Source organism: Pseudomonas sp. TNT2022 ID1044 (assembly GCF_028656895.1).
GTDB classification, from domain to species: Bacteria; Pseudomonadota; Gammaproteobacteria; order Pseudomonadales; family Pseudomonadaceae; genus Aquipseudomonas; species Aquipseudomonas reinekei.
Genome location: NZ_JAMDHB010000018.1, coordinates 1 through 19,249, shown reverse-complemented (window position 1 = coordinate 19,249; position 19,249 = coordinate 1). Strand labels below are relative to the sequence as shown.

General features: G+C 61.5%; 16 protein-coding genes and 1 pseudogene. 10 read left to right on the top strand and 7 right to left on the bottom strand.

What is annotated here, in order from left to right; translation table 11 throughout:
• Positions 1-31: 31 nt before the first annotated feature.
• From M5G20_RS21075 to M5G20_RS21065, 3 genes are all read left to right on the top strand, one after another.
• Positions 32-811 (top strand): ABC transporter substrate-binding protein, encoded by a 780-nt coding sequence (locus tag M5G20_RS21075; protein ID WP_095193484.1) that lies wholly within the window; start codon positions 32-34, stop codon positions 809-811.
• A 134-nt stretch (positions 812-945) separates the two neighbouring features.
• Positions 946-2,058 carry a M14 family metallopeptidase gene (locus M5G20_RS21070; RefSeq protein ID WP_273920669.1) on the top strand — a complete coding sequence of 371 codons (1,113 nt, stop codon included), beginning with the start codon at positions 946-948 and terminating at the stop codon, positions 2,056-2,058.
• 112 nt (positions 2,059-2,170) lie between these two features.
• Complete coding sequence (locus M5G20_RS21065) at positions 2,171-2,887, top strand: alpha/beta hydrolase (RefSeq protein WP_273920668.1); 717 nt, start codon at positions 2,171-2,173, stop codon at positions 2,885-2,887.
• Between the two features lie 3 nt (positions 2,888-2,890).
• Here M5G20_RS21065 and M5G20_RS21060 read toward each other — a convergent pair whose 3' ends face one another.
• Together M5G20_RS21060 and M5G20_RS21055 are read right to left on the bottom strand one after the other, a co-directional pair.
• A complete protein-coding gene (locus M5G20_RS21060) occupies positions 2,891-3,463 on the bottom strand; it encodes a hypothetical protein (protein WP_273920665.1) in 573 nt (190 codons plus the stop codon).
• Between the two features lie 149 nt (positions 3,464-3,612).
• Positions 3,613-4,401, bottom strand: a complete 789-nt coding sequence (locus tag M5G20_RS21055) for a hypothetical protein (RefSeq protein ID WP_273920664.1) — start codon at positions 4,399-4,401, stop codon at positions 3,613-3,615.
• A gap of 109 nt (positions 4,402-4,510) precedes the next feature.
• Between M5G20_RS21055 and M5G20_RS30360 the strand changes: the two are divergent.
• A pseudogene (locus M5G20_RS30360) lies at positions 4,511-4,594 on the top strand (chalcone isomerase family protein); the annotation flags it as partial.
• A 57-nt stretch (positions 4,595-4,651) separates the two neighbouring features.
• Complete coding sequence (locus tag M5G20_RS21050) at positions 4,652-5,971, top strand: Nramp family divalent metal transporter (RefSeq protein ID WP_273920663.1); 1,320 nt, start codon at positions 4,652-4,654, stop codon at positions 5,969-5,971.
• Positions 5,972-6,214: 243 nt separating this feature from the next.
• On the opposite strand, the gene M5G20_RS21045 is transcribed toward M5G20_RS21050, so the two are convergent.
• The 3 genes from M5G20_RS21045 to M5G20_RS21035 are packed head-to-tail and all read right to left on the bottom strand — an operon-like array spanning position 6,215 to position 8,808.
• A complete protein-coding gene (locus M5G20_RS21045; RefSeq protein ID WP_273920662.1) occupies positions 6,215-7,396 on the bottom strand; it encodes an acetyl-CoA C-acetyltransferase in 1,182 nt (393 codons plus the stop codon).
• 11 nt (positions 7,397-7,407) lie between these two features.
• Complete coding sequence (locus M5G20_RS21040; protein WP_054051104.1) at positions 7,408-8,073, bottom strand: CoA transferase subunit B; 666 nt, start codon at positions 8,071-8,073, stop codon at positions 7,408-7,410.
• A gap of 36 nt (positions 8,074-8,109) precedes the next feature.
• A complete protein-coding gene (locus M5G20_RS21035) occupies positions 8,110-8,808 on the bottom strand; it encodes a CoA transferase subunit A (RefSeq protein WP_075949246.1) in 699 nt (232 codons plus the stop codon).
• A gap of 141 nt (positions 8,809-8,949) precedes the next feature.
• On the opposite strand from M5G20_RS21035, the gene M5G20_RS21030 reads away from it, so the two are divergent.
• Positions 8,950-9,888, top strand: coding sequence for a LysR family transcriptional regulator (locus M5G20_RS21030; protein ID WP_273920660.1), 939 nt, complete (start codon positions 8,950-8,952; stop codon positions 9,886-9,888).
• Here the strand turns inward: M5G20_RS21030 and M5G20_RS21025 are convergent, their stop codons facing one another.
• Positions 9,889-10,731, bottom strand: a complete 843-nt coding sequence (locus tag M5G20_RS21025) for an NAD-dependent protein deacetylase (protein ID WP_273920659.1) — start codon at positions 10,729-10,731, stop codon at positions 9,889-9,891.
• A 134-nt stretch (positions 10,732-10,865) separates the two neighbouring features.
• Entirely contained in the window at positions 10,866-11,912 is a 1,047-nt protein-coding gene (locus M5G20_RS21020) for a class I SAM-dependent methyltransferase (RefSeq protein ID WP_273920658.1), read from the bottom strand.
• 440 nt (positions 11,913-12,352) lie between these two features.
• Here M5G20_RS21020 and M5G20_RS21015 point away from each other — a divergent pair, with 440 nt between their 5' ends.
• The 4 genes from M5G20_RS21015 to M5G20_RS21000 form a co-directional block, all read left to right on the top strand.
• Positions 12,353-13,687, top strand: a complete 1,335-nt coding sequence (locus tag M5G20_RS21015) for an acetamidase/formamidase family protein (protein WP_273920657.1) — start codon at positions 12,353-12,355, stop codon at positions 13,685-13,687.
• A gap of 144 nt (positions 13,688-13,831) precedes the next feature.
• Entirely contained in the window at positions 13,832-14,671 is an 840-nt protein-coding gene (locus M5G20_RS21010) for an HvfB family MNIO-type RiPP peptide maturase (protein ID WP_273920656.1), read from the top strand.
• Positions 14,664-15,419, top strand: coding sequence for an HvfC family RiPP maturation protein (locus tag M5G20_RS21005; protein ID WP_273920655.1), 756 nt, complete (start codon positions 14,664-14,666; stop codon positions 15,417-15,419). The genes M5G20_RS21010 and M5G20_RS21005 overlap by 8 nt, the downstream gene beginning before the upstream one ends.
• A gap of 197 nt (positions 15,420-15,616) precedes the next feature.
• On the top strand, positions 15,617-19,249 hold a 3,633-nt coding region (locus tag M5G20_RS21000), incomplete at its 3' end, for a DUF6531 domain-containing protein (RefSeq protein ID WP_273920654.1).

Sequence of the window (19,249 nt, the reverse complement as noted above, 5' to 3'; positions counted from 1 at the left end):
CAATAAAAGCCTCCGCACACAGGAGTTATAAATGAAGAAGCTAGTGATGTTCGGTGCCCTGGCACTGTCGATGTTGTCCCTGACCGCCGTGGCCGAAGACGCCAAGCCGATCCGCATCGGTATCGAAGCCGGTTACCCGCCATTCTCGATGAAAACCCCTGACGGCAAGCTGACTGGCTTCGACGTCGACATCGGCGACGCGCTGTGCGAGCAGATGAAAGTGAAGTGCACCTGGGTCGAGCAAGAGTTCGACGGCCTGATCCCGGCGCTGAAGGTCAAGAAAATCGACGCGATCCTGTCGTCCATGACCATCACTGACGATCGCAAGAAGAACGTCGATTTCACCATCAAGTACTACCACACGCCAGCGCGCTTCGTGATGAAGGCAGGCACCGACATCAAGGATCCGCTGACCGAACTCAAAGGCAAGAAGGTGGGTGTACTGCGCGCCAGTACCCACGACCGCTTCGCCACCGAAGTGCTGGTGCCGGCCGGTATTGAGCTGGTGCGTTACGGTTCCCAGCAGGAAGCCAACCTGGACATGGTCTCCGGCCGTGTTGACGCGCTGCTGGCCGACTCGGTCAACCTGGACGACGGTTTCCTGAAGACCGACGCCGGTAAAGGTTTTGCCTTCGTCGGCCCGACCTATGAAGACGCCAAGTACTTTGGTGGCGGCGCCGGTATTGCGGTGCGCAAGGGTGATAAAGAGCTGGCGGACAAATTCAACACCGCCATCACTGAAATCCGCGCCAATGGCAAGTACAAGCAAGTGCAAGACAAGTACTTCGACTTTGACGTTTACGGCCATTAATACGCCGTAGAGAAAAGCGGCCCCGTTGACGCGGTGGCCACTTTTTTACGCGCTCTTTTTCGTGAAACGAGAAACCTGTGGGAGCCAGCTTGCTCCCACAGTGATCTCAATGGCTTTAATTCTGGAGTCCTGCCATGCAACGCATCGACCACTCACTGCCCTGGAGCCACCTCGGTACCGAGCGCACCCTCAGTGTGTTTCGTTATGGCGTGGGGGCTCGTAAGGTCTACATCCAGGCCAGCCTGCACGCAGACGAACTGCCGGGCATGCGCACGGCCTGGGAACTGAAAAAGCGCCTGGCTGAACTTGAGCGCCAGGGCCAACTGCAAGGCGTGATCGAACTGGTGCCGGTGGCCAACCCCATTGGGCTCGATCAGCACTTGCAAGGCAGTCACATGGGCCGCTTCGAACTGGGCAGCGGCAAGAATTTCAACCGTTCGTTCGTCGAACTCAGTGCACCGGTGGCGCAGCTGATCGGTGATCGCCTGGGCAGTGATGCCGAGGCGAACATCGCACTGATCCGCCAGACCATGGGCCAGGTGCTCGATGGTTTGCCGGCGCCGGCTTCACAGCTCGAAGCCCTGCATCGTCTGTTGCTGCGCCATGCCTGCGATGCTGACATCACCCTCGATCTGCATTGCGATTTCGAGGCGGCCATTCATGTGTATGCGCTGCCCCAACACTGGCCGCAGTGGCAATCCCTGGCCGCACGTTTGAAGGCGGGCGTAGCGTTGCTGTGCGAGGACTCCGGCGGCAGTTCATTCGACGAGTCTTGTTCTTCGCCATGGTTGCGCCTGGCCCGAGCGTTCCCTGAGGCGGCGATTCCACCGGCAAACCTGGCGACCACCCTGGAGCTGGGCAGCATGGGCGACACTCGGGTTGAGCAGGCGCAAGCCAATTGTGAGGCGATTCTGGGCTTTCTCGCCGAACAAGGCTTCATCCAGGGTCAATGGCCGGCGGCGCCGGGCGAGTGCTGTGAAGGCATGCCGTTTGAAGGCACCGAGTACCTGTTCGCACCGCATCACGGGGTGGTCAGTTTCCTGCGCGAGGCCGGAGAATGGGTGGAGAAGGGTGATGCACTGTTTGAAGTGGTTGACCCGTTGAACGATAAAGTCACCACCGTGCGCGCAGGCACCCGTGGTGTGTTGTTTGCCATTGATCGCGGGCGTTATACGCAACCGGGGACGTGGCAGGCGAAAGTGGCGGGGCGGGAGCCGATTCGGGCGGGCAAGCTGATCAACGATTGAGCAGGATGTTCGTGGGGGCCACAAAAGGCCTCATCGCCACACCCGGGATGCTTCGGCCTGCTTCACAGTGTTAGGCTCTTCCTCGAATCCTGCGCACTGTGAAGGAAGGCTTATGTTGAAGATTCTCGCTCTGCTCACGCTGCTGGCATCCGCCGCTGTTCACGCTCAAACCCCGCTGCAAACCGATCTGCCGCTCAAATACCTGGCGCAGGCCACCCCCGAATCCCGCGATCAACCCCTGGTGATTTTCCTCCACGGTTACGGCAGTAACGAGCAGGATCTGTTTGGCATCAAGGATGAATTGCCCAAGCAATACACCTACCTGTCGGTGCGGGCGCCGAGGGTGATGCAGGAAGGCAGCTATCAGTGGTTTCGCAAGAAAGGTGAGGGTGCCTACAACGGCGAGACTGATGATCTGAAGTCCAGCGGCCAGGTGTTGCTGGATTTCGTCAGCAAGGCGACAGAGAAATATCACACACAACCGGAGAAGGTGTTCCTGGTGGGGTTCAGCCAGGGCGCGATCATGTCTTATGAGGTGGCCCTGCGCCATCCCGATACCGTGGGCGGGATTGCCGCGTTGAGCGGGCGGATTCTGCCGGTGCTCCGGTCTGAATTGATACCGGATGAAAAGCGTCAGTCGCTGGCGATTTTCATCGGTCATGGCACGGCGGACAAAAGCCTGCCTTATAGCGACGGCACCGAAGCCAACAGCCTGTTGCAGAGCATTTCACTCGAGCCCGAGTTTCACGCCTACCAGGGTGTCGGTCATAGCATCAGTGCCGAAGAGGTTCAGGATCTGAACGCCTGGCTGCAGCGCCTCAACCCCTGATACTTACTTGCCGCTGACGATCTGCTTGATCAGTGTTTCGTGGGCGGCCATGTCACCCGGGCGGGAAATGACCTGAACCACGGTCATGCGGCTGCCGGACGCAGCCATCAGAGTGGTATTGAGGGTCTGGCCGCCGCCCTGGGTGGCGGTGCTGTCCACCTGACGCAGGCCCAGGCCAGTGCTCTTCAGGGTCAGGCTTTTCTCACTCAGCTTGTTGTAATCCGGTAGCGCCTTGCGTTGTGCCGAGTCGAAATCGGCCGCCGTGCCGTCCAGAAATTCGCCGTCGTTATCCTTGACCTTGACGCCTTCTGGCAGGTTGTTTTCTGCGGCGATCACCACTGTTTTGGTGGCTTCGTTGGCGTACATGGTGCCGCTTGCGCCGGTAGGGCTGGTTGGCAGCGCATTGGCGACGAAACCCTTGGGCAGGGTGAAAGTGAACTTGCCGCCAAGCATCGAGACCTTCTGCGTCTGCGCCGCGTCTTTGGCGGGCGCCTTGGCCGCCTGCGCACTCAAAGCCCCCAGGCTGGCAGCCGCTGCCAGCAACAGGACAACGGCTTTTTTACTCAACAGTGACATTCGAAATCTCCGGGGATGGTCGCGCGATGGGGGGCGATCATCCCATGGAGGTTGTGAGGCATTCCAGTGCGGGGTAACGGACGGTCGCGTGGTTTGAACTGAGGCCGATGATGGGCGAGCCCGTTCGATTGACGTACGGGGCCGTTGCTCTACTCGTTTGAAATTGTTGAAGGAGTGGCGCTGTGCACCGGTTTTGCCAGCAGGCGCCGGGTGACCCCGAGCATGGCCACCGAGACGGCGACACCGAGGCCGAAGCCGATCATGCCCATGCTGGGCAAGGTCAATGTCACCACCAGGCAGAACGCCGAAAACGAATACATGCCGGTGGTCGTCGCCCGCAGCAGCACGGCGGTAAATGCCGGGCCGCGGGTTTGTTGGGAGAACACCGCCATCACACTGCCCAGCACCGGGAAGACTGCGAGCAGGCCGCTCCAGCGGTCGCCGACGGTGCTGGCCAACCAGGTAACAGCAAGGGTCAGCAGGGCGCCGGCGACCATGCGCAACAGCAATTTGTCGGACTTCGGTGCCGGGCCGGCAAGGACCGGCTGCACGGCAGGAAACAGGTAAGGCGCGGCCAAAAGAGCGGTCGTGGCGGCGAGCACTGATAACAGCAGCGACGGCGTCATCAGTGACAACACCACGGCAATCACAGCCCAGACTATTAATGAAACCGTCAATGCCAGCGGCCATCCCGTGCGTTGGCAGACCTGCGCGTAGGTCACGCAAAAGGCAATCATGGCGAACATGGCCGACAGGGCTGCCATGGCCGATTGGGCGGCGAATGCCTCGCCTTGTTCAATGGCGAGGAAAAACAGGATCGGCCCGACCACCACCGGCAACCCGGACAACCAACCCGCCACGCTGGGTCCCCAGCGTTTTCCGGCCAGGGATATCAGCAGCAGGAAACCCGGAATCACCAGCAGTTTGAGGATCAACACGCGCACATCTCCATCGGTGTGAGGTAGCAACGGTAACATTGCAGTGATGAGATTGCGCTATATATTCTGTGATTTTGTATACAAAAATATCACCAGTTTTCTGCAATTGGCTCAAGCGTTTTTCGCCATCTGGCTCGATCCGCGCGCCCGGCAACCCGAACTGCGCCAGCAGTTGCTGGGCATCGCCCCATAAAGTTTGCGATGATCTACCGGCAACCCTGCGCCTTCCCACCTGTTGATGGATCATCGTGTGAAATTCAGTTTGCCCAAAATCGGCACAGCGCCGTTTTGCCCGCCGGAAGTGGCGGGTTCCGTCGCCGTGGACCCCGGCGCGTCATTCTTCAAGCGGGTTCTACGCTTTGCCGGTCCCGGCTTGCTGGTGTCCATCGGTTACATGGACCCGGGCAACTGGGCCACCGCCATCGAGGCCGGATCACGGTTTGGCTACAGCCTGTTGTTCGTGGTGCTGTTGGCGAGCCTGGCGGGGATGGTGGTGCAATGCCTGTGCTCGCGACTGGGCATTGCCACCGGGCGTGACCTGGCGCAATTGTGCCGCGAGCGCTACAGCAAACGGACCGCACGCACCCAATGGGTATTGGCGGAAATCTCGATCATCGCCACCGACCTTGCCGAGGTGCTCGGTTGTGCCCTGGCGTTCCATTTATTGCTGGGCTGTTCGCTGACCTTCGGTATCGCCCTCACGGCCTTCGACACCTTGCTGGTGCTGGCCTTGCAAAACCGCGGTTTCCGTCGACTTGAAGCGATCATGCTGGTGCTGGTGGCAACCATCGGCGCCTGTTTTTTTGTCGAGTTGCTGTTGATCAAACCGTACTGGCCAGAGGTCGCCCAAGGCTTCAAGCCATCGTTGTCGGCCATCAGTGATGCCGCGCCGTTGTACCTGGCCATCGGCATCCTTGGGGCCACGGTGATGCCGCACAACCTGTACCTGCACACCTCGATTGTGCAGACCCGGTTGATCGGCAAGGACCTGGCCAGCAAGCAGGATGCGGTGAAGCTGGCACGCATCGACACCATCGGCTCGCTGGCATTGGCGCTGATGGTCAACGCGGCGATTCTGATCCTCGCGGCGGCGGCCTTTCACCAGACAGGGCATAGCGATGTGGTGGACATCCAGGACGCCTATCACTTGCTCGATCCCTTGGTGGGCGGGGCGTTGGCCAGTGTGCTGTTCGGCGTCGCACTGTTGGCTTCAGGGCAGAGTTCGACCTTCACCGGCACCATCGCCGGCCAGGTGATCATGGAGGGTTTCCTGAACCTGCGCCTGCCGTGCTGGCAACGACGTTTGATTACCCGCGGACTGGCGCTGATCCCGGCATTCATCGGCGTCTGGCTGATGGGCGACGATGCGATCGGCAAGTTGCTGGTGTTGAGTCAGGTGGTGTTGAGTTTGCAGCTGCCGTTTGCGTTGTATCCGCTGATTCGCATGACCAATGACCGCCAGTTGATGGGACCGTTGGTGAACAGGCAGACAACGCGGGTGTTGGCGTGGGGGTTGTTTGTGCTGATCAGTGGGGCGAATAGCTGGTTGATTCTGCAGTTTCTGGGGTGAATGTTCTGGCCTCATCGCAAGCGCGCGGACCCGGCAAAAAGAACCCGGTCTGAAGCGCGGGGACAACCCTGTAGGAGCCGGCTTGCTGGGGATCGCGGTGCATCTGTCAACAATGATGTCGACTGACATGCCGCTATCGCCAGCAAGCCGGCTCCTACAAAGATGCCATCTCGCCACGGAACCGGGGGGTGTTACCAGACTGCAGCGGTTCTTCGTGGGTCCCCGCGCAGCCTGTTGAACGCTTTAAGCTCGTTCGAGCGCCAAGGCCACGCCCTGGCCACCACCGATGCACAGGGTGGCGAGGCCTTTCTTGGCGTCACGCTTGAGCATTTCATGCAGCAGGGTGACCAGCACGCGGCAACCCGAGGCACCGATCGGGTGGCCGAGGGCGATGGCGCCGCCGTTGACGTTGACCTTGTTCAAGTCCCATTCCAGGTCCTTGGCCACGGCCAGCGATTGCGCGGCGAAGGCTTCGTTGGCTTCGATCAGGTCCAGTTGATCGATGGACCAACCGGCCTTGTCCAGGCAACGGCGAGTGGCCGACACCGGGCCGATGCCCATGATTGCCGGGTCGACGCCTGCGTTGGCGTAAGCGGCGATTTTCGCCAGTACCGGCAGGCCCAGGGCCTTGGCTTTCTGCGCACTCATCAGGATCACGGCCGCCGCGCCGTCATTCAGCGAAGAGGCGTTGCCGGCGGTCACCGAACCGTCCTTCTTGAAGGCGGCTTTGAGTTTGCCCAGGGATTCGGCAGTGGTGCCAGCCCGTGGTTGCTCGTCGGTGGCGAAGGACAGCGGATCGCCCTTGCGCTGCGGGATCAGGATCGGGGTGATTTCATCGACGAAGCGCCCGGCTTCGATGGCGGCCACGGCTTTGTGCTGCGAGGCGGCGGCGAAGGCGTCCTGCTGCTCACGGCTCAGGCTGTATTTCTCGGCCAGATTCTCGGCGGTGATGCCCATGTGGTAATCGTTGAACGCATCCCACAGGCCGTCGCTGATCATGGTGTCGACGATTTGCGCGTGACCCATGCGCAGACCGGTGCGCGCACCGGGCATGACGTAGTTGGACAGGCTCATGTTTTCCTGGCCGCCGGCAATGATCACCTCGGCGTCGCCGCAGCGAATCGCCTGGGCGCCCAGATGCAGGGCTTTCAGCCCCGAGCCGCAGACCTTGTTAAGGGTCATGGCCGGTACGGCGAAGGGCAGGCCGGCCTTGATCGAGGCCTGGCGCGCAGGGTTCTGCCCGGCGCCGGCGGTCAACACCTGGCCCATGATCACTTCATCGACCTGCGCAGGGTCGAGCCCGGTTTGTGCCAGTAGCTGGCGGATAACGGCCGCGCCCAGGTCGACGGCGGACACATTGGCCAGCGAACCCTGGAAACTGCCGATCGCGGTGCGCGTGGCGGCAACAATGACGACTTCTTGCATGGAATGATTCCTCACTGGGCAGCGAACTGCATTTCCGGCACGTGGTCCGGCACGATCAGTTTACCGGCAGTCTTGGCGACGATCTCTTCGACGCTGACACCCGGTGCGCGCTCTTTCAGAATGAACGCGCCGTTTTCGATTTCCAGGTAAGCCAGATCGGTCAGCACACGCTTGATGCAACCGGCACCGGTCAGCGGCAGGCTGCACTTGGACAAGAGCTTGGACTCACCGTCCTTGGACGCATGGGTCATGATGACAATGATGTTGTCGGCGCCGGCCACCAGATCCATCGCGCCGCCCATGCCCTTGACCAGTTTGCCCGGGATCATCCACGAGGCGATGTTGCCTTCGACGTCGACTTCAAATGCGCCCAACACGGTCAGGTCGACATGGCCACCGCGGATCATCGCGAAGGATTCGGCCGAGGAGAAGATCGAAGCGCCGATACGGGCGGTCACGGTTTGTTTGCCGGCGTTGATCATGTCGGCATCGATGGTTTCTTCTGTCGGGAACGGACCCATGCCCAGCAGGCCGTTTTCCGACTGCAGCATGACTTCCATGCCTTCGGGGATGTAGTTGGCGACCAGGGTCGGAATGCCGATGCCCAGGTTCACGTAAAAGCCGTCCTGCATTTCGCGGGCGACGCGTTGAGCCATTTGTTCGCGGGAAAGTGCCATTGTTGTTATTCCTTCATTCGGTCCGGGGGCAGGGGATCACTTACGCACGGTGCGCTGTTCGATGCGCTTCTCGAACGTGCCGCAAATGACCCGGTCGACGTAGATGCCAGGGGTGTGGATCTGCGACGGGTCCAGCTCGCCGGGTTCGACGATTTCTTCGACTTCGACCACGGTGATCTTGCCGGCGGTGGCCGCCAGCGGGTTGAAGTTCTGGGCGGTGTGGCGATAGATCACGTTACCGAAATGGTCGGCTTTCCAGCCTTTGACAATGGCAAAGTCACCGGTGATGGACTCTTCCATCAGGTACTTGCGGCCATTGAATTCGCGTACTTCCTTGCCTTCGGCCACCGGGGTGCCGACGCCGGTGGCGGTGAAGAAAGCCGGGATGCCGGCGCCGCCTGCGCGCATTTTTTCGGCGAGGGTGCCTTGCGGGGTCAGGATGACTTCGATTTCGCCCTTGAGCAGTTGCTCTTCGAACAACTTGTTTTCGCCGACGTAGGAGGCGACGACTTTGCTGATCTGGCGGTCGGTCAGCAGCACGCCAAGGCCGAAACCGTCGACGCCGCAGTTGTTGGAAACCACGGTGAGGTCGCGAGTCCCCTTGCGCTTGATCTCGGCGATCAGGTTTTCCGGAATCCCGCACAGGCCGAAGCCGCCAGCGATCACGGTCATGCCGTCTTCAAGACCTGCCAGAGCTTCCTCGTAGGAACTCACACGCTTGTCGAAACCTGCCATATGCACCTCTTTTATTCTTTGTGGGCGGCTGGCTAGCCGAATGGGGTTGAGTGTCGCGCTGTGAGATTAATTTGTTAAGTTGATTTTTGATGTTGATTGATAGATAAATCTCAATAATGCACCGCTTTGGAGGCAACGATTATGACAGTCAAGCAGATCCGCGCCTTCCTGGCCGTGGCCCAGAGCCTGAGTTTCGCCGTGGCCTGCGAGCGCCTGCACCTTTCGCAATCGGCCTTGAGCCTGACGATCAAGGCGTTGGAGGAGGGGCTGGGCGGTCGGCTGTTCACGCGCAACACACGTAACGTGGCGTTGACTGCCGAGGGTGAGTCCCTGGTGCCGCTGGCGCGCCGCTTGATTGCCGATTGGGACAATGCCGAGGACGAATTGCGCCAACGGTTTACCCTTCAGCGCGGTCGCGTGACCCTGGCCGCCATGCCATCGTTTGCCGGCAACCTGCTGCCGCCGATCCTCAAGACATTCCGCGCCCGGTATCCGAAAGTCAACGTCACGGTCAACGATGTGATCAATGAGCAAGTGCTGGAAATGGTCCGGGACCGCCAGGTGGAATTGGGCGTGGCATTCGAGCCGACCCAGAGTTCGTCGCTGCAATTCACGCCGTTGTACATCGACCGTTTTGTCGCGGTGGTGCCCCATGATTCGCCGCTGGTGGAGCGGGATGAAATCGACTGGCAGACGTTGCTCAAGGAGCCGTTCATCACCTTGCAACGCCCATCGACGGTGCGGGTGATGCTGGAGGAACACTTGCAGGCACGGGGCATGAAGCTGCCGGTGGAGTTCGAGAGCCATCAACTGGCGACGGTCGGGCGGATGGTCGCCAGCGGGTTGGGCGTGAGCGCGGTGCCGGCGTTGTGTGCCGGACAGATGCGCGAGTTGGGTGCGCATTGCATCACGTTGGGTGATCCGGTGGTGGAGCGGGCGCTGGGCGTGCTGACCAATCCTGGGGGGGAACTGTCGGCGGCGGCGCAGGCGCTGTTCGATATTCTCAAGGAAGAAAGCCTGGGTCCACGTTTGGAGCCCGCGACAACCTTGCGGATGACCCCAATCCTGCAGGGTGGTTAATCAGGAGCAGAGGCGTTGGGCCAACAGGGGCAAAAGCTGCTCGCAGGACATCTCGATCTTCATATCCAGAATGTCATCCGCCCGCGTCTTGCCCAGGTTGATCGCCAGCAGCGGTTTGCCCTGATCCACTACCGCCCGACACAGGCGGAAGGCCGAGTACGCCATCAGCGAAGAGCCAACCACCAACAAACCCGCTGCTTTTTTTACCGATGCCATTGCTTTGGCGGCTGTTTCCTGGGCGACGTTCTCGCCAAAGAACACCACATCCGGCTTCATCCGCTCGCCGGCGCAATGCGGGCAATGCGGCACTTGAAAGCGAGCCTCGAACGCCGGGTCGAGCAGGGTGTCACCGTCCGGCGCCTGCACCGCGTCCACGCCCGCGAGGTATGGATTTTGGCATTCCATCAGACGCTGGATCGAATCCCGTTCGCTGCGCTTTCCGCAGTCCAGGCACAGCACCCGGTGCAGGCTGCCGTGCAGTTCAATGACGTCGTGGCTGCCGGCCTGATCGTGCAGGGTGTCGACGTTCTGGGTGATCAGCTCGCTGATCTGCCGGGTGTTCTGCAAACAGGCCAGTGTCTCGTGGGCCACGTTCGGCTGCGCCTGACGCACCCGCGGCCAGCCGAGCATCGCCCGAGCCCAATAACGTCGACGGGACTCCGGGGTGGAGAGAAATTCCTGATACATCATCGGTTGCCGGCCACGTCGCACACCCTGGTTGTCGCGATAGTCCGGAATGCCCGACGGAGTGCTGATGCCGGCGCCGGTCAGGACGACGAACGGCTTGTCGGCCATCAGGTGCTGGAGCCGGTCGAGTTGTTCGTGGATAAGGCTGTCGAGCATGTTCGGCACTCCGCATGGGCAACGAGTGCAAGCAGATTAGCATTTTGCCGCTAGCCCCTGTAGGAGCCGGCCTGCTGGCGATGGCGATCTTGCGGACGCCATCGCCAGCAAGCCGGCTCCTGCGGGTTTGGTGCTTACTTGCGTGCTTCGAGTATCAGGTTGAATGGGGTTTCGGTCGCCCGCCGGAAGGTGCTGAACCCCGCCTCGGTGAATACCTTGCGCAACCGCGCCTCACCCGCTTGCGCACCGAGACCGAGGCCCACTTCCTGGGACAGCGAATTGGGTGTGCAGATAAAGGTCGAGGCGGCGTAGAACAACCGGCCGACCGGGGTGATGTTGTCATCGAGCGCGTCATTGGCGAACGGTTCCACCAGCAGCACCGAGCCATCCGCTTTCAATGACGCGTATGCGTGTTTCGCCGCGCCTACCGGGTCGCCCATGTCGTGCAGGCAGTCGAAGTAGCAGATCAGGTCGTAGTCATCGCCGGGGTAGCCTTTCGCCGTGCCCTGGAAAAACCGCGCACGGCTGGACACGCCACCTTCTTCAGCGCGTTGGGTGGCCACGGTGACGGAGGGCGCGTGGTAATCGAAACCGACGAACTGCGAATTGGGAAACGCCTGAGCCATGATCACCGTCGACGCGCCATGGCCGCAGCCGATGTCCGCGACCTTGGCGCCTTCCTCCAGTTTGGCCACTACGCCGCTGAGGGCCGGCAGCCACTCGGCGATCAGGTGAGCTTTGTAGCCGGGGCGGAAGAACCGTTCGGTGCCACTGAACATGCACGGATGGTGATCGCCCCAGGGCAGGGCGCCGTCGCCGCGCATGGCGTTGACCAGTTTGTCCTTGTCGTGGAAGAACGAAGCAACCACCCCGATACCGCCGGCGATGTACACCGGTGAGTCTTCGATGGCCAATGCCAGGGCTTGTTCTTCAGGCAGGCGGAACTGGCCGTCGCGGTGTTCCATGTAGCCGGAAGCGGCGTGGGCGCTGAGCCATTCGCGCACCAGGCGGGGGTTGCAGCCGGTTTTGCCGGCGAGTGTTTCAGGGCTGATCGGCTGGCTGTCGGCCATGGCCCGGTACAGGCCGAGTTCTTCGCCGAGGATGACGTTGGCGAGCATCGCCGCGCCGCCCATGTCATTCACCAGTTTGCCCATGAAGTCGTTGAGTCTGGCCTCGTCCATCACGTGTGCTCCTTCAGAAAGGATCACGGTCCAGAGGCTTCGTTTGCCTGGGCATACGCCTCTGGGCGGTGGTCGTGGGAATGGACAGGACATCGGGATGCCCTGTGTGGATTAAGTTTAGTTCGACACGCAACCCTGTGGGAGCGGGCTTGCCCGCGATAAGGTCGGCAGATCCAGCACATTTTTTGTCTGACATACCGCTATCGCTGGCAAGCCAGCTCCCACAGGTTTTTGGTAAGCAGGACCTGCGCCTGTATCCCACTGTATCTAACCGGCCTCTCGATACAGTCCCCCGCAATTCATGGCCACCGCCGAACACAGACCAGATACAAACCTGCGCTGAACTGTGAAGACCGCAGACGCCTGCAAACGCGCGTCAACGCCACTTCCAGGTCGTCGCATCAGGCGGCCGTTCGCTCCTGACCCTGTAGGGGACCACAATGACAACACTTGCGCCTGAATCCACTCTCAACGCTACGCCGGTCAATCGCCTGCGGGTCGATCACTACACCAACGGCATCATCGGCCCGAGTCAGCCGATGCTTGGGCCACTGGCCGACGGCGGTACCCTGATAACCGGTACACCGCCGGGCTGTTGGGGGCCGATGATCACGCCAGCGTTTGAAGGTGGCCATGAAGTGACGCAACCGGTAGCCATCGTCGGCGCGGAAATCGGCGATGCCGTGGCGATCAAGATCAAAAGCATGCGCGTGACGTCACTGGCAACGTCCTCCGGCGTGATGAAGTTCGTTGAAGGGCGCTACAACGGCGATCCGTTCGTCGCCAAATTTTGTTCCAAATGCGGCACCGAGCATCCGGCCAGCCATGTCGAAGGCATTGGCGAAGACGCCATTCGCTGCAACAACTGCAATGCCGAAGTCAGCGCGTTTCGCTTCAGTCACGGCTATGTGATCGTGTTCGATGCGCAGCACCAGGTCAGCCTGACGGTCAACCAGGACATCGCCAATCAACTGGCCGGCAACGCCTCGCAAATGTCGGCCCTGCCGGCGTTCGCCGCGCAGCACTCGATCCTTTCCCTGGCCCGTGCCGATATTCCCGGCGTCGCGGCGCACATGCGGCCGTTCCTCGGCAACATCGGCACTTTGCCGTCCCGTGACCTTCCCGATTCGCACAACTGCGCTGATTTCGGCCAATACCTGATCAACGCACCACACCGTTTCGGCATGTCCCGCGAAGAACTGCACGCGGCCAAGACCGACGGCCACATGGACACCAATTCGATCCGCGAAGGCTGCGTATTGATCTGCCCGGTGAAAGTACCGGGTGCCGGGGTGTACATGGGCGACATGCACGCCCAGCAGGGCAACGGCGAAATCGCCGGGCACGCCACCGATTGCTCCGGGGAAACCGAAGTGGTGGTGCAGGTGGTGAAAAACCTGACACTGGAAGGGCCGATCCTCCTGCAAAACCTCGATGACCTGCCACCGATGGCGCGCCCGATGAATGCCGAACAACGGGCCAAAGTCCGCGAGCTGGGCGAGCGGTGGGGGCAGCATGAGATCGAGCAGAGCGGCCCGATCACCTTCCTCGGCAGCGGCGAAAACCTCAACCTGGCGGTAGAGAACGGCCTGCAACGCGCCGCTTCCGTCACCGGTCTGCCGTACGACGAAGTGCTCAACCGCGCCACTATCACCGGTTCCATCGACATCAGTCGCCTGCCGGGCACCGTGCGTGTGACGTTCCTGTGCCCGATGGACGTGCTGGATCGCATCGGCATAGGCCATCTGGTGCGCGAAAAGTACGACCTGGCGTAACCCTGCCCGGCGGGTTTGTATTCGAACGTGTACAGACCCGCTGGCGATACACGCTGTGCCGTTTTCCGTCAGTGCGCAACACAGTCCCGATACACCACTTCGATTAACTGTGATGACGCACTGACAACCTTTGAGACCGACATCATGAAAACCCCCACCACATACGCCAAGGCCAGCGCCGGGCTAGGCTTGCGTCGCGGTTTAATGAAGGACCTGCTGGCCGCCCCGACCGGCCATTTCGACTTTCTCGAAGTCGCGCCCGAGAACTGGATCGGCATTGGCGGCGCCCACGGCGCGGCGTTGCGAACCCTTGCCGAGCGTTATCCGTTGTCCTGTCACGGCCTGTCGCTGTCCCTGGGCGGGCCGTCGCCGCTGGACGTCGGATTTCTGCAAGAGGTGCGGGGTTTCCTCGATCACTACAACGTGCCGCTGTACAGCGAGCACCTGAGTTACTGCAGCGATGACGGTCATCTCTACGACCTGTTGCCGTTGCCCTTCACCGAAGAGGCGGTGCATCACGTCGCCGCGCGCATCCGCCAGGCTCAGGACATCCTCGGTCGACGCCTGGCGGTGGAAAACGTCTCCTACTACGCCGCGCCACAGCAGGACATGGACGAAGTAACGTTCACCAACGCGGTACTGCGCGAGGCCGATTGCGACCTGTTGCTGGACGTCAACAACGTCTACGTCAATTCGATCAACCATGGTTTTGACCCGCAGACGTTCCTCGCTGGCATCGATTCGAACCGCGTGGTGGCGATGCACATCGCCGGGCATTTCGATGAGTCCGATACCTTGAAGATCGACACCCACGGTGCATCGGTCAAACCGGCGGTGTGGTCGTTGCTGAGTGAGGCCTACGCCCGTTTCGGCGCGCAACCGACCCTGCTGGAGCGGGATTTCAATTTTCCGGCGTTTTCCGAACTGGTTGCCGAACTGGACACCATCCGCCGGTTGCAGAACGAGGGGGTGAACCGTGGCTAAGCGCTCGTTGCACGAACAGCAAAACAGCATGGGCCTGTACCTGCGCGATCCCGACCACTGCGCGCCGCCGCCCGAGATGGACCCGGCGCGGGCGCAGGTTTACCGCGACCTGGTGTTCGCCAACCTGTCGTCGTTGATCAGTGGGACTTTTCCGGTGCTGGTGAGCATTCTCGGCGACCAACAGTGGCGGGCACTGGTGCGAATCTTCCTGCGCGACTACCGCGCCCACACGCCAAAATTCGGTGAAATCGCCGAGGAGTTCGTCGAGTTTCTTGCGTCTGAACCTGCGGGGCTGGTCGATGGATCGTGGCCGCCGTTCATGGTCGAACTGGCGCACTACGAGTGGGTGGAAATGGCCCTGCAACAGTCCGAGGCCGAGCCGTTGCCCCCTGGCGATAGCGCGTCGTTGCTGGATCGTCCGTTGCAGGTTTCACCCTTGGCGTGGCCGTTGGCCTATGCCTGGCCGGTGCAATTGCTGGGGCGGGATTTTCAGCCCGACGTGGCCCCGGATCAGCCGACGTTGTTACTGGTGCGTCGTGACCTGGATTTCAGTGTGAAATTTTCCGGCTTGAGCCCGTTGGCGTTTCGGTTGTTGCAGCGTATCGAGGAGATTCCCGGGCTGACCGGGCGAGCGCAGCTGCAGGGGGTGGCGGTGGAGGCGGGGATGACCGGCTCAGCGGAGTTTTTCGATAACGGTTTGGCGTTGTTGCGGCAGCTGTATGAACAACGTGTGGTGGGATATACCTGAAGATCCCGCAGGCGACGTAGGGGCTGATCCCTACGCCGCGTTTTCGTTTTAGCGAATCGCCCTACAGCAACCTCATCCTTCCCTGACTTCTTTCCCCGCTTAACCCACGCAAAGTCCATCGCGCCCAATTTCCTGCGCGAAGGATTGCTTATGTTCGACCCGGTTTTTTATGTGGCTCCTGATGTTTCGGTGGGCTGATGGATCACATCGCCCGCATTGAGCACGAGCTCGACAGCTTCCCGGACACCCTGACGCTCTATCGCCAGCAGCTGGCACGCTGGTTTGCCGAGACCGCCGACAAGGTCAGCCACGCCACCGACATGCCTTCGCTGATGGGCATGGAGCGGGTGATCAAGCTGGGTAACACCAGCACCGTAGTCAGCAGCGCTGATGACGACTTTTTTTCGTCGGTTGCGCAGTGTCCGCAGGGCGGGATTCTGCACATCGAGAGCAAGTTCGAGTCGGTCCATGACATTCCGCTGGGGAACATTCAGGTCGATGTGATCGCCGTTGATGGCGGTGAAACGAAGACGCTCACGCTGGATGAAAACGGCCGAGGCCAGTTCAAGGGCGAGGCCGGCAAGTTCTACCGCGTGCGAGTGCAGAGCGAGGTCACGCCGCAGCAGGTTGATGAGCTTTTTCAATCCTACGACGGGCTGACGCAGACGCTGGAGCACTGGCTGCGCAGCGAGTGGCAAAGGTTCAAGCCGCAGTGGTCGCAACAGTCGGCCTCGGCGTCATTGGCAGCCGTGGGCAATGGCATGTTGGCCGGGAGCTGGGCGGCAATCGAGGCTGTCTGGGATGGCCTCGGCGAGCTGAGCGACATTCTGAAAAATCCCCGGGCTTACGCCGACAAACTCGGCGCCAGCGCAGGCGAGTTGGCGGCGCTGGCCGACAGCGCCCCCGACCTGATCGAAAAGGCCATGTTGCTGGCCAGCGATGAAGCGGCGTTGTGCCTGTTGTTGCGTACCGCGACGTTGTGGCTCGAGGCGTTGCCGCCAACCTACATCGCAGGCTCCTCGGCGGAGGCCATTTCCAGGGTTGTGGTCGGCGTGGTCATCGACCTGCTGATCGGCATCGTGCTGAGCATGGTGGGCATCGGTATCGCATGGCTGAGTGTGCGCCTGATGAAGTACGGCGCGCAGCTGTGTCAGGCCGTCATGGGTTTTGTGAAGGCGATGGTCGCGATCATCAATACCTTCATGGGGCATGTCGATCGCTACAAAAAAGTGGCCGCACGGGGTGTCGCGGCAGGCCTGAAGAAAGGCCGGATGGAGTTGCGCTGGAAGGGCCGTAACAACACCTCGCTGAAAAAACACGAGCCTTTCGATGACGCCCCGGCCCAGGCAAAAAACCCCAACGGCGACAGCGCCGATTCCGCCGAGCGCACCGCCACCCACGGCTGCCCGGTGTCGCTGGTCACCGGCGAAGAACTGCTGACCCTGACCGATGGTGTTCTGGATGGTGTGCTGCCATTCGAATTCACCCGCCTGTATCGCACCAGCGCCGTTGAACTCGACAGCGGCCTCGGCTTTGGCTGGAGCCATTCACTGGCCCAGCGCCTGGAAATCGATGGCGAATCCGTGGTGTGGATCGACGCGGAAAACCGGCGCACGCCGTTTCCGTTGCCGAGCGTGGCGCGGCCGGCGATCCACAACAGTTTGTCGCGGGCGGCGATTTATCTGGGGGATGAGCCGGACGAACTGATCGTCGCGCTGGCGGGTGAGTCGGCGCGGTTTTATCACTTTCGTGATGGCGGCCTCAGCGCGATCAGCGATGCCTACGGCAATCGTCTGGGCGTACAGCGCGACGTGTCCGGACGCATTCAACGGCTCGATAACGGCGCCGGTCGCTGCTTGTTGTTGCGCTACGACCGTCAGCACCTGATCGCTGTCGACTATCAGCGTTTTCACCCGACCGACGAGGGCTGGCGCACCGAGCAGACGCTGGTCAGCTACCGCTACGACGCCCGCTGGCGGCTGATCGAAGCGAGTAATGCGGCGGATGAAAGCGAGCGCTACGACTACGACGAACAGCACGTCATCCTGCAGCGGCAACTGGCCGGTGGCGCGAGTTTTTACTGGGAGTGGGAACGGTCGGGTAAAGCGGTGCGCTGCCTGCGGCATTGGGCGTCGTTTGCGCAGATGGACACGCGCTACACCTGGGACGACGACGGCGGTGTGGTGCTCAAGCATGCCGACGGCAGCGAGGAAACCTACGTCCACGACGACCGCGCGCGATTGGTGTGCCGGATAGCGGCCGACGGCGGCGAGCAGCGCAAAACCTATGACGATCAGGGCCGCTTGCTCGCCGAGCAGGACGCCCTCGGCGCCGTCACCGAATACCGCTACGACGAGCTCGGACGGCTGATCGCGCTGATTCCGCCGGAAGGCGAGCCAACGTCCTACGAGTACCGCAACGGTTTCCTGCACGCCCGCTATCGCGGTCAGGCCAAGTGGACGTATCGGCGCAATGCCCAGGGCGACGTCACCTGGCTGATCGACCCGGATGGCCAGAGCACCTATCACGAGTACGACGCCCAAGGTCGGCTGCTGGCGATTCGTTATCCGGATCACAGCCGCCATCTGTTCGAGTGGAATAGCCACGGCCAACTGCTCGCGGAAACCTTGCCCGACGGCGGACGGCGGCAGTTTTCCTACGATGCGTTGGGGCGACGGACGACGGTTCAGGACGAACACGGCGCGGTCACGGGTTATGAGTGGGATGCGCTTGGCCGACTGCTGCAGACGACCTTTCCGACGGGGGGCCGTCGCCGTTTCAGCTACAACGCCTACGGCCAGGTCACCGCCGAAACCGATGAACTGGGGCGGGTCACGCGTTTTGAGTACGCCGACGATCTGCACCTGGTCAGCCGGCGGATCAACCCCGACGGCAGCGAGCTGAAGTACCGCTACGACCACGCTCAACTGTTGCTCACCGAGATTGAAAACGAAGTCGGCGAGCGCTATCGGCTGGACTACACGCCCACCGGCTTGATCCGCCAAGAGGTGGGGTTCGACGGCCGGCGCACGGCGTACGCCTACGACCTCAACGGCCAGTTGCTGGAAAAAACCGAGTTCGGTGATGACGGCTCGCAGCGCATCACCGCTTACCTGCGTGATGCGGCCGGACGCCTGTTGGTCAAGACCCTGCCCGACGGCTGCAAGGTCGACTACCGCTACGACGGGCTGGGGCGACTGGTCAGCGTCGACGACGGACAGGATCACCCGCTAGAGTTCGAATACGACGCCCATGACCGGCTGATCACCGAGCACCAGGGCTGGGGCACGTTGCGGTACGGCTATGACGCCTGCGGCCAGCTCCAGCACTTGCGGCTGCCGGACAACAGTCGTCTTGAATATCACCGCGCGCAAGGCGGGGCGTTGACGGCCATTGACCTCAACGGTTCGCGGCTGAGCAGTCATCAATTTGAGTTCGGAAGGGAACGCCAGCGCCAACAAGGCCTGCTGCACAGCGACTTTGCCTACGACGAGCAGGGCCGTTTGCACGCCTACGCCGTCCGGCAAGCCGAGCGTCCGCTGTACCGCCGCGATTATGCCTACAGCGCCAACGGCAACCTCGCACAAGTCAACGACACCCGTCACGGCGAGCGCCACTACCAGTACGACCCGCTCGACCGCCTGACCGGCGTTCGCCACGCCCGCGATCAAGACCCGGAAAACTTCAGCCACGACCCGGCCGGCAACCTGCTGATCCACGACCGCCCCGGCCCCTGGCACCTCAAGGGCAACCGCCTGCTGCGCCACGCCGACCGGCATTACGACTACGACGCCTACGGCAACCTGATCCGCGAACGCCGCGGCCAGGCC

Bases quoted from the DNA above. Each gene is read 5' to 3' on its own strand.
- M5G20_RS21075 (WP_095193484.1), top strand. From the start codon at position 32: ATGAAGAAGCTAGTGATGTTCGGTGCCCTGGCACTGTCGATGTTGTCC.
- M5G20_RS21070 (WP_273920669.1), top strand. From the start codon at position 946: ATGCAACGCATCGACCACTCACTGCCCTGGAGCCACCTCGGTACCGAG.
- M5G20_RS21065 (WP_273920668.1), top strand. From the start codon at position 2,171: ATGTTGAAGATTCTCGCTCTGCTCACGCTGCTGGCATCCGCCGCTGTT.
- M5G20_RS21060 (WP_273920665.1), bottom strand. From the start codon at position 3,463: ATGTCACTGTTGAGTAAAAAAGCCGTTGTCCTGTTGCTGGCAGCGGCT.
- M5G20_RS21045 (WP_273920662.1), bottom strand. From the start codon at position 7,396: ATGCAAGAAGTCGTCATTGTTGCCGCCACGCGCACCGCGATCGGCAGT.
- M5G20_RS21040 (WP_054051104.1), bottom strand. From the start codon at position 8,073: ATGGCACTTTCCCGCGAACAAATGGCTCAACGCGTCGCCCGCGAAATG.
- M5G20_RS21035 (WP_075949246.1), bottom strand. From the start codon at position 8,808: ATGGCAGGTTTCGACAAGCGTGTGAGTTCCTACGAGGAAGCTCTGGCA.
- M5G20_RS21030 (WP_273920660.1), top strand. From the start codon at position 8,950: ATGACAGTCAAGCAGATCCGCGCCTTCCTGGCCGTGGCCCAGAGCCTG.
- M5G20_RS21025 (WP_273920659.1), bottom strand. From the start codon at position 10,731: ATGCTCGACAGCCTTATCCACGAACAACTCGACCGGCTCCAGCACCTG.
- M5G20_RS21020 (WP_273920658.1), bottom strand. From the start codon at position 11,912: ATGGACGAGGCCAGACTCAACGACTTCATGGGCAAACTGGTGAATGAC.
- M5G20_RS21015 (WP_273920657.1), top strand. From the start codon at position 12,353: ATGACAACACTTGCGCCTGAATCCACTCTCAACGCTACGCCGGTCAAT.
- M5G20_RS21010 (WP_273920656.1), top strand. From the start codon at position 13,832: ATGAAAACCCCCACCACATACGCCAAGGCCAGCGCCGGGCTAGGCTTG.